Source organism: Solidesulfovibrio sp., from assembly GCF_029978005.1.
In the GTDB taxonomy this organism is placed as follows: Bacteria; Desulfobacterota; Desulfovibrionia; order Desulfovibrionales; family Desulfovibrionaceae; genus Solidesulfovibrio.
The window spans coordinates 1-8,561 of record NZ_JARKOZ010000074.1; the positions used below are offsets into that span (position 1 = coordinate 1).

The 8,561-nt window shown below is 70.5% G+C and carries 9 protein-coding genes; 5 read left to right on the plus strand and 4 right to left on the minus strand.

All coding sequences use genetic code 11. The features are described 5' to 3' along the window. Nucleotides 1-1,244, plus strand: a 1,244-nt coding sequence (locus Q1K70_RS08770) for a chemotaxis protein CheA (RefSeq protein ID WP_300157937.1), incomplete at its 5' end; no start/stop codon positions are given. A 97-nt stretch (nt 1,245-1,341) separates the two neighbouring features. Then, a complete protein-coding gene (locus Q1K70_RS08775) occupies nt 1,342-1,791 on the plus strand; it encodes a Fur family transcriptional regulator (protein WP_300157940.1) in 450 nt (149 codons plus the stop codon). 155 nt (nt 1,792-1,946) lie between these two features. Here Q1K70_RS08775 and Q1K70_RS08780 read toward each other — a convergent pair whose 3' ends face one another. Then, a complete protein-coding gene (locus tag Q1K70_RS08780) occupies nt 1,947-3,752 on the minus strand; it encodes a SulP family inorganic anion transporter (RefSeq protein ID WP_300157942.1) in 1,806 nt (601 codons plus the stop codon). A 190-nt stretch (nt 3,753-3,942) separates the two neighbouring features. Here Q1K70_RS08780 and Q1K70_RS08785 point away from each other — a divergent pair, with 190 nt between their 5' ends. From Q1K70_RS08785 to Q1K70_RS08795, 3 genes are all read left to right on the plus strand, one after another. Next, nucleotides 3,943-4,602: an HAD-IB family phosphatase gene (locus Q1K70_RS08785; protein ID WP_300157944.1), complete on the plus strand. Its 660-nt coding sequence runs from the start codon at nt 3,943-3,945 to the stop codon at nt 4,600-4,602. Further along, the gene (locus Q1K70_RS08790) at nt 4,599-5,642 is read left to right on the plus strand and encodes an iron-containing alcohol dehydrogenase family protein (protein WP_300157946.1); all 1,044 of its coding nucleotides are present in this window, start codon (nt 4,599-4,601) and stop codon (nt 5,640-5,642) included. The genes Q1K70_RS08785 and Q1K70_RS08790 overlap by 4 nt, the downstream gene beginning before the upstream one ends. 156 nt (nt 5,643-5,798) lie before the next feature. Further along, nucleotides 5,799-6,173 carry a hypothetical protein gene (locus Q1K70_RS08795; protein WP_300157948.1) on the plus strand — a complete coding sequence of 125 codons (375 nt, stop codon included), beginning with the start codon at nt 5,799-5,801 and terminating at the stop codon, nt 6,171-6,173. A gap of 19 nt (nt 6,174-6,192) precedes the next feature. Here the strand turns inward: Q1K70_RS08795 and Q1K70_RS08800 are convergent, their stop codons facing one another. The 3 genes from Q1K70_RS08800 to Q1K70_RS08810 all read right to left on the minus strand — a co-directional run. Further along, entirely contained in the window at nt 6,193-7,170 is a 978-nt protein-coding gene (locus Q1K70_RS08800; protein ID WP_300157950.1) for a 2-hydroxyacid dehydrogenase, read from the minus strand. Between the two features lie 99 nt (nt 7,171-7,269). After that, nucleotides 7,270-7,863, minus strand: a complete 594-nt coding sequence (locus tag Q1K70_RS08805) for an IMP cyclohydrolase (protein WP_300157952.1) — start codon at nt 7,861-7,863, stop codon at nt 7,270-7,272. A gap of 137 nt (nt 7,864-8,000) precedes the next feature. After that, nucleotides 8,001-8,561 (minus strand): tetratricopeptide repeat protein (locus tag Q1K70_RS08810; RefSeq protein ID WP_300157954.1); only part of this gene is annotated, 561 nt, incomplete at its 5' end.

Genomic DNA, 8,561 nt, shown 5'->3' on the forward strand with positions numbered 1-8,561 from the left:
CCCCGGCCGTCGCTCCCGCGCCCACCGCTGCTCCCGCGCCGTCTCCGGCCGTCCCGGCCGAGGCCAAAAAGCCCCAGGCCGCCAAGAAGGAGGCCATGCAGAGCCTGCGGGTGGACGCGGCCAAGCTCGACGACCTGGTCAACCTGGTGGGCGAGCTGGTCATCGCCCAGGCCAGGCTCACCCAGCTCGCCTCGGGCCTGGCCCATCCGGCGCTCACCAGCGTGGCCGAGGAGATCGAGCGGTTGTCCAACGAGTTGCGCGACAACACGCTCGGCATCCGCATGCTGCCCATCGGCACCACCTTCAGCCGCTTCCGCCGCCTGGTGCGCGACCTGTCCGCCGAAATGCGCAAGTCCATCGAACTCGTGACCGAGGGCGGCGAGACGGAGCTCGACAAGACCGTCATCGAGCAGCTCAACGATCCGCTGGTGCATCTCCTTCGCAACAGCATCGACCACGGCATCGAGCCGCCGGGCGAGCGGCTGGCTGCCGGCAAGCCCGAGACCGGCGCCATCGTCCTCTCCGCCGAGCACGCCGGCGGCGAGGTGGTGCTGTCCATCACCGACGACGGCCGGGGCATGAACCCGGACCGCATCCGGGCCAAGGCTGAGGAAAAGGGGCTCATCCCGCCCGACGCGCGCCTGAGCGAGAGCGAAATCTACAACCTCGTCTTCCTGCCGGGCTTTTCCACGGCCGAGAAGATCACCAACGTCTCGGGCCGGGGCGTGGGCATGGACGTGGTCAAGCGCAGCATGGACGCGCTGCGCGGCAAGATCGACATCCAGAGCACGTTCGGCAAGGGCTCGCGCATCACCATCAAGCTGCCGCTGACGCTCGCCATCATCGACGGCCTGCAGATAAAAGCCGGCGACGACCAGTACATCATCCCCCTGTCCCTGGTGGAGGAGTGCGTGGAACTGCCCCGGGACCAGGGGCAGGCGCGGGGGCGCACCATCCACCTGCGCGGGGAGATCGTGCCCTACATCCGGCTGCGCGAGGCCTTCGAGCTGGCCGGCGAGCCCCCGGCCATCGAGCAGATCGTGGTCACCCGTTTCGAGGGCGAACGGGCCGGCATCGCCGTGGACCAGGTCATGGGCCAGCAGCAGACGGTCATCAAGAGCCTCGGCAGCTACATCGGCTCCGTGGCCGGCATTTCCGGGGCCACCATCAACGGCGACGGCACCATGTCCCTGATCCTGGACGTGCCGACCCTGGTCGCGGCCGTGCGGCGGGCGGCGGCCTGAGGCGTCGTCGCCGAGGCGTCGGCCCGATCGGGCGGGCCGCATTGACCGGGGCCCATCGGATGGCTACTATGGACAATTATTTGCGACAGGATATTCCATGAGCAAGGACCCCAGCGCCATTTTCTCGGACTTCGTGGCCCGAAAGAAACTCAAGATGACCCCCCAGCGCCGTCGCATCCTGGAGGTCTTCCTGAGCGAGGAGGGGCACGTCACGTCCGAGGAGCTCTACCAGAAGGTCAAGCAGGTGTACGACACCATCGGCCAGGCCACGGTCTACCGTACGCTCAAGCTCCTGGCCGATTCCGGCCTGGCCAAGGCCGTGGAGTTCGGCGACGGGGCTCTGCGCTACGAGATCCTCTACGGCCAGAGCCACCACGACCATCTGATCTGCGAATCCTGCGGCGTCAACGTGGAGGTGGTGGACCCCTCCATCGAGCGCCTCCAGGAGGAGGTGGCCAGGCGCCACGGCTTCCGCCTCACCGCCCACAAGCTCTACCTCTACGGCATCTGCCCGGACTGCCAGAAGAAGGCCGCCGGCAACGGCTGACGCGCCGGCATGCCCCGCCTGCTCCTCCTGCCCGCGACCGAAGCTCCGGCCATCCGCCCCCCCCGAAGCCGGCTCTGGCCCTTAGCCCCCCTTTGCGGGAGGTCCAGGAGGGGGTGACCCCCTCCTGGCCGCCGGAGGCGTCTCCCCCTCTCCCCCTACGCCGCAGCCGCGCCGCCGGGTCGGGAGGCGCATTCGGCGAACACCCGTTCCCGGCAGCAGGCGCAGCGCTCGGGGTCCAGGCGCGACACGATGCCGGCGATGGCCGAGCCCTTGTCCCGGAAGACGTTTTGCGCGCCGATGCGCCCGAGGCAGCCGCCGCGCGTGAGCAGCTCCATGACCTCGGACTTCAGCGAGCAGAAGAAGATCTCCCGGCCGGAAAGGCGCATGGACCCGGCCTCGTGGAAGAGCATGTGGCAGCCGCCGGCGTCGATGAAGTTGATGCCCGATCCGACGACGAGGATGTGGCACTGCTCGGGGCTGGCGGCCGCGATGCGGTGGAGCTCCTCGGCGATGTGGTTGACCGCGCCGAAGAAGATCGAGCCGTCCAGGCGCAGGATCTTGAGCTGGGGGCATTCGGGCAGGGGGCGGCGGCGCACGTTGACCAGGGCCCGGTGGGACGAGGCCGGATCCGGGGCCAGGGTGATGAAGTGCGGGTGGCTGGTGCGGCGCAGGTAGAGCAGCAGCGACAGCATGACCCCGGCGTAGAGCGCGAATTCCAGGCCGACGAAGAGCGTGGCCAGAAACGTCGTGGCCAGGATGCCGGCCTCGGCCCTGTCCGTGGCGGCGATGTGGCGGATGCCCCGGAGGTTGACCAGGTTGGCGGCCACCAGCACGATCACCCCGGCCATGGCCGCGATGGGCAGGTAGGCCGTGGCCGGGGCGATGCAAAGCACCACCAGCGCCAGGAACACGGCGGAAAAGACCGCCGCCAGGGGGGTCTTGGCCCCGGCCTCGAAGTTGACGCCCGTGCGCGTGAACGAGCCCGACGAGGCGTAGCCCGAGAAGAAGCCGCCCAGGATGTTGGCCAGGCCCTGGCCGATGAACTCCTGGCTGTTGTCGATGCGCTGCTCCGAGCGCACGGCCACGGCCCGGGCGATGGACACGGCCTCGGCCAGGCCCAGCATGGCCACGGCCAGGGCTCCGGGGAAAAGCGTCCGGAAGGTGTCCAGGTCGAGTTCCGGCAAAGACAGCGGCGGCAGGCTGGCCGGCAGCGCGCCCACGAGCTTGGCCCCGTGGGCCGCGCCGTCGAGGAGCTGGCACACGACCCCGCCGCCGATGAGGGCCAAAAGCAGCGACGGGGCCTTGGGCGAGAGCCGGCGGATGCCGACGGCCAGGAGGAGCGTGGCCGCGGCGATGGCCGCCACCCGCCAGTTGATCGCCGGCAACTGGCGCAGAAAAGCCAGCCACGTCTCCAGGAAATCGCCGCCGCGCGGCAGGGGCACTCCGAAGAAATGCCCGAGCTGGCTCGTGGCGATCAATATCGCCGCCCCGGCCGTGAATCCCGAGACCACGGAATGGGAGACGAAATTGACGAGCCCGCCCATCCTGGCGACGCCCAGGCCCAGCTGGGCCAGCCCCGTCAGCACCGTCAGGGCCAGCACCAGCCGGATGTATTCCGGCGAGCCCGGTACGGCCAGCGTGCTGACCGTGGCGTAGACCACCAGCGAAATGGCCGTGGTCGGCCCGGAGATGAGGTGGTGGGAGGAGCCGAAGAGCGCCGCGGCCACCACCGGAATCATGGCCGCGTACAGGCCGTAGACCGGCGGCAGGCCGGCGATGGCGGCGAAGGCCACGCCTTGCGGCAGCACGATCACCGCGCCCGTGAGCCCGGCCCACAGGTCGGCCTTGAGGGTGCGGCGGTTGACCATGGGCCACCAGGCGAGAAACGGCAGCAGCCGCGGCAGGACTTCGCGGAGGCGGTCCAGGCGGCGTGGCGGGCGGGGGAGGTCGCATTGCTCCATGACGTGCTCCGGGGGAGGCGGCGATGCTCCAGCATACCTCCCCGGGCCGGCCGGTCAAGCCGGTCCCCGGGCCCGGCCGCGCAATCGCCGCTGGCAACCGGAGCCGTTTGGGCCTATGCCGGAAATGGCCGGATCGGGAGACCGGCGTCGCCGGCATCCCCTCCCGGACCTCATGGATGGAGAAGAACGTATGCCTGACGCCGTTCTGGTCAGCGATTTCGACGGCACCATGACCGCCGAGGATTTCTATTCCCTGGCGGCGGCGCGCCTGCTGCCGCCGGACGCGCTCGCCCCGTGGAACGCCTACCGGGCCGGACGGATGACCCATTTCGCCGCCCTGCGCACCATCTTTTCGCGCATCCGCGCCCCGGAGTCCGAGGTGCTGGCCTTGGTCGCGGACATGGGCCTGGACCCGGGCCTGGCCGGAGCCCTGTCCCGGCTGCGCGCCGCCGGCTGGGAGGTGGTGGTGGCCTCGGCCGGCTGCGACTGGTACATCCGCCGGCTCCTCGACGCCGCCGGCGTGCGCCTGGAGGTGCACGCCAACCCCGGCGTCTACCGGCCGGGCGGGCCGTTGGTCATGGACGCGCCGCCGCCTTCGCCGTTCACCTGCGACGAGACGGGCGTGGACAAGGGGGCCGTGGTGCGAGACGCCCTGTCGCGGGCCGGCAAGGTGGCCTTCGCCGGCGACGGGTTCGCGGACCTGCCGGCCGCGCTCCTTGTACCGGCCGGGCGGCGCTTCGCACGGGGCGACCTGGCCGGGGCGCTCGGCGAGCGCGGCGAGGGCTTTCGCCCCTTCGCCGTGTGGTCGGACATCGCGGCCATGCTCCTGGAGGAAGGGGGGACGTCATGAAGACCATTTCCGTGCCGGGGCTCGTGCGCATCAAGCCCGGGGCCATGGGGCGGCTCGGCGTCTACCTGCGCCGGGCGGGGCTTTCCCGCGTGCTGGTCCTGGCGAGCCAGGGCCTGCCCCCGGCCGTGACCGAGGCGGCCCGGGCCGGGTTCGCGGCCGAAGGGATCGAAGCCGCCGCCTGGAGCGAGGTCACGGACAACCGCTTCGAGGACGCGGCCGCCGCTTTCGCGGCTCTGCCGAAAAAGGTCGCCGCCGTGGTCGGCATCGGCGGCGGCAAGGCGCTGGACATGGCCAAGTACCTGGCCTTTCTGGCCAGGCGGCCCTATTTCGCCGCGCCCACGTCGCTGTCCAACGACGGCTTCTGCAGCCCGCAGTCCAGCCTGACCATGGCCGGGGCGCGCCGTTCCCTGGCCGCCGCCCTGCCGCAAGGCGTGGTCATCGACACGGACGTGTGCCTGGCCGCGCCGCGCCTCCTGTGGCTCTCCGGCGTCGGCGACCTGGCCTCCAAGCTCACGGCGGTCTTCGACTGGAAGCTGGCCTTCCACCACCGGGGCGAGGCCGTGGACGACCTGGCGGCGCTGCTTTCCGACGCCACGGTGCATCAGTTCATGGACGCCCCGCGCTTCGACCAAAAGGGCACGGAGCTTCTCGGCACGGCGCTCATGCTCAACGGCATCGCCATGGAGATCTGCGGCTCCTCGCGCCCGGCCAGCGGCTCGGAACACCTGATCTCCCACGCCCTGGACGCGACCTCGGCCCGGCCGAGGCCCCACGGCCTCCAGGTCGGCACGGCCAGTTACCTCGTCAGCCGGCTCCAGGGCGGGGCGCAGACCGAGACCCTCGCCGGCCTCTTCACGGAAACGGGCTTTTTCGAGGCCGTGCGCGCCGATCCCTTCTCCAGGGAGGAATGGCTCGTCGCCGTGCATCAGGCGCCGACCGTAAAAGACGACTTCTTCACGGTGCTGTCGCTTCGCGACTGCCAGGGCGAGGTGCGGGCCATGCTCGACAACGACCCCCGCCTGGCCGGCTGCTTCGTCTGAGCCGTCGCCCCTCCCCCTTGCCATGGCGACGCGGGAGGGTTACATAGAAAGTCCTTTCCTCCATGGATGGAGCCGGTCCCGGCCTGTGCCGGGCCGCGAGGGCAGGTACGCTCGGCGTCACCCCCGTCGCGGCGCGTTTGCGCCCGGAGTCCGCCCATGGCCGGCATCGCCGCCGCCAGTTCGGCCGCCTCGGCCTACCAGCGCGAAGCCTCGCGTCTGGCCGCGTGCGCGCCGCAGGTCGGCGGCAAACGCATCACCCGCGACGCCGCCGTCTCCCTTGGCCCCTTTTCCGTGCGCTACTCGGCCACGGACTACGAATTCGACCTCACCGGCGCGACCGCCCAGACTTCCTTCAGCGATGCCCTGGACGCGGCGGCGGCCAACACGTTGCTGGCGGAATCGGGCGACGCGGCCAGGGCCGTGACCGACGAAACGCCAAGCCCCCTGCGCCGCCGCCAGGCCCTGGCCGGCTACCAGGCCGCGGCCAGGCCCGCGACGTCGGCGCGGTCCATGTTCTCGGCCAGAGCCTGAAGCAAGCGACCGAGCAGCCTCAGATGCGGTGGAGCTCCGGCCGCATGAGGCCGGTTACCGCCTCGCCGCGCAGGAACCGGCCCGCGTTGGCGAAGGCGCTTTCCAGGGCCAGGCGCGGCCACTCGGGCACGTTGAAGGAATTGTGCGGGCAGGCCAGCAGGTTCGGCAGGTCGAGGAGGGGGCAGGCCAGCTCGAAGCGGCCGTGGCGCAAGGGCTCCACCCACCAGGACTCCAGGCCGGCCCGGAATTCCGGATGGGCCCGCAAGTGTTCGTAGAGGTCCTGTTGGGCGATGATCTCGCCCCGGGCCACGTTGACCAGGATGGCGTCCGGCCGCAGCAGGGCGAGCTCCCGCGCGCCGATGCGCTCGTGGGTGTGCCTGGTGTAGGGCAGGGTGAGCACCACCACCTGGGCGTCGGCGAGGATCGTGTCCAGGTCGTCCAAGGTGCCAACGAAGGCCACGGGCTGGTCGGTTCTGCCCGAGGTGTTGAGCGCGAAGATCTCCATGCCGCAGGCCGCCAGCAGCCCGGCCACGGCCTTGCCCGCGCCGCCGAACCCCAGCACCGCCGCCTTCTTGCCGGAAAGCAGCAGGTTGGGGACCATCTGGTTGAACTCCCCCCGGCGCATGGCCGCGTCCTCCTCGCGCAGGCGCTTGGCCAGGCACAGGACCATGGCCAGGGCGTGCTCGGCCATGGGCCGGGCGAACGCGCCGGAATTGCCCGCCACGATCAGCCCCGGCGGCAGCCGGTCGAAGGGCAGGTCATCCAGGCCGGCCGAGACGACCTGGAGCAGTTGCCCCGGGCCCAGGCGGCCCAGGTCCTGGCCCATTTCCTTGAACGGCTTGAACGACAGGACCACCCGGGCGGCGGCCAGGGCGTCGCCCCGCCCGGCCGGGGCGATGTCGGCGAGATGCGCGACCCCGCCCAGGGGCGCGCCCAGTTCCTCGGCGATGGCCCGGCCTTGCTCGTCGAGCGGCTGTGTCAGGATGATTGCTGTCATGATCATTTCCTTTCATCCCCCCCGTCGAGGGGGTCCGGGGGGCGTCATGGAAGCATGGCCCCCCGGCCGCCGGAGGCCTCTTCCTCTTCTCTTTTCTTCCTACGCATTCGCCAGATACGTGGCGATGGCGTCGTCGTAGGTGCTCGTGGCGCGGAAGGTGGCGGCGGCGGTCTTCTGGCGCAGGGGCAGGGGGGCCCGCATGCCGTTTTGGGCCAGGGCGTCCATGACCTCGGGGTAGAAGGCCGGGTCGGGCACGACCAGGATGCTGCCGAAGTTCTTGGCCGAGGCCCGCAGCAGGGTGGGGCCGCCGATGTCGATCTGCTCGATCATCTCGGCCAGGGGCAGCTTTTTCTCCAGGGCCTTGCCGAAGGCGTAGAGGTTGACCACCACCATGTCGAAGGGGGCGATGCCGTGCTTGGCGATGGTGGCCAGGTGGTCGGGGTTGTCCTTGTCGGCCAGGATGCCGCCGTGGATGGCCGGGTGCAGGGTTTTGACGCGGCCGCCCATGATTTCGGGGAAGCCCGTCACGTCGCTGACGGAGGCGACGGGGAGTCCCGCTTCGAGGAGCTGCTTGCGCGTGCCGCCGGTGGACACGAGTTCGACGCCGGCGGCGCTGAGAAACCGGGCCAGTTCGGGCAGGCCGGACTTGTCGGTGACGCTTAAAAGCGCCCGCTTGATGGGCAGGAATTCCATGGGCTGGGACCTCGCTTGTTTTTGGGCGAGGTGCCACACGCGCCCGCGCATGGCAAGGGCGAGGGGATGCCGGAACGTCCGGCCGCGTCCTTTGGGGATGCGGCCGGACGGCGCGGAGGGGGGAAATCGGGTCGCGGCTAGGCGGCGACGCGCTTGAGTTCCTCGGCCAGGTCGCGGGCCGCGTCGTGGCGCGGGTCCTGGGCGAGGATCGCGTCGAGTTCGGCGCCGGCCTCGGCGTGGCGGCCGAGGCTCACCAGGCAGCCGGCCAGGGTGAAGCGCACCTCGTGCTTGGCCGGGTCCACGGTGAGGTAGTCGCGCAGGTAGGGCAGGACTTCCTCGATGCGGGATTCGGCGTGGGCCAGGCGCACCAGGCCGAACAGGGCCACGAGATTTTCGGGGTTGCGGGTCAGCGCGCCCTTGAAATGGGTGAAGGCTTCGCCCCGGTCGCCGCGTTCCATCTCGATGAGCGCCATGCCGGACAGGGCCCGATCGTCGGCGTCGATGCTCGAGGCCTTGCGGTAAAGCCCCATGGCGTCCTCGAGCTGGCCGCGCTGCACGGCGATGGTGGCCAGGCCCAGGTACGGGTCCGAGTGGACGCCGTTACTGCTCATGGCCTTGTTGTAGTATTCCTCGGCCTTGTCCAGGTCGCCCATGAACAGATAGCACTCGCCGAGTTCCTTGTTGATTTCGTAATCCAG

Coding starts and splice junctions, on each gene's coding strand:
- Q1K70_RS08775 (WP_300157940.1), top strand. CDS start 1,342: ATGAGCAAGGACCCCAGCGCCATTTTCTCGGACTTCGTGGCCCGAAAG.
- Q1K70_RS08780 (WP_300157942.1), bottom strand. CDS start 3,752: ATGGAGCAATGCGACCTCCCCCGCCCGCCACGCCGCCTGGACCGCCTC.
- Q1K70_RS08785 (WP_300157944.1), top strand. CDS start 3,943: ATGCCTGACGCCGTTCTGGTCAGCGATTTCGACGGCACCATGACCGCC.
- Q1K70_RS08790 (WP_300157946.1), top strand. CDS start 4,599: ATGAAGACCATTTCCGTGCCGGGGCTCGTGCGCATCAAGCCCGGGGCC.
- Q1K70_RS08795 (WP_300157948.1), top strand. CDS start 5,799: ATGGCCGGCATCGCCGCCGCCAGTTCGGCCGCCTCGGCCTACCAGCGC.
- Q1K70_RS08800 (WP_300157950.1), bottom strand. CDS start 7,170: ATGACAGCAATCATCCTGACACAGCCGCTCGACGAGCAAGGCCGGGCC.
- Q1K70_RS08805 (WP_300157952.1), bottom strand. CDS start 7,863: ATGGAATTCCTGCCCATCAAGCGGGCGCTTTTAAGCGTCACCGACAAG.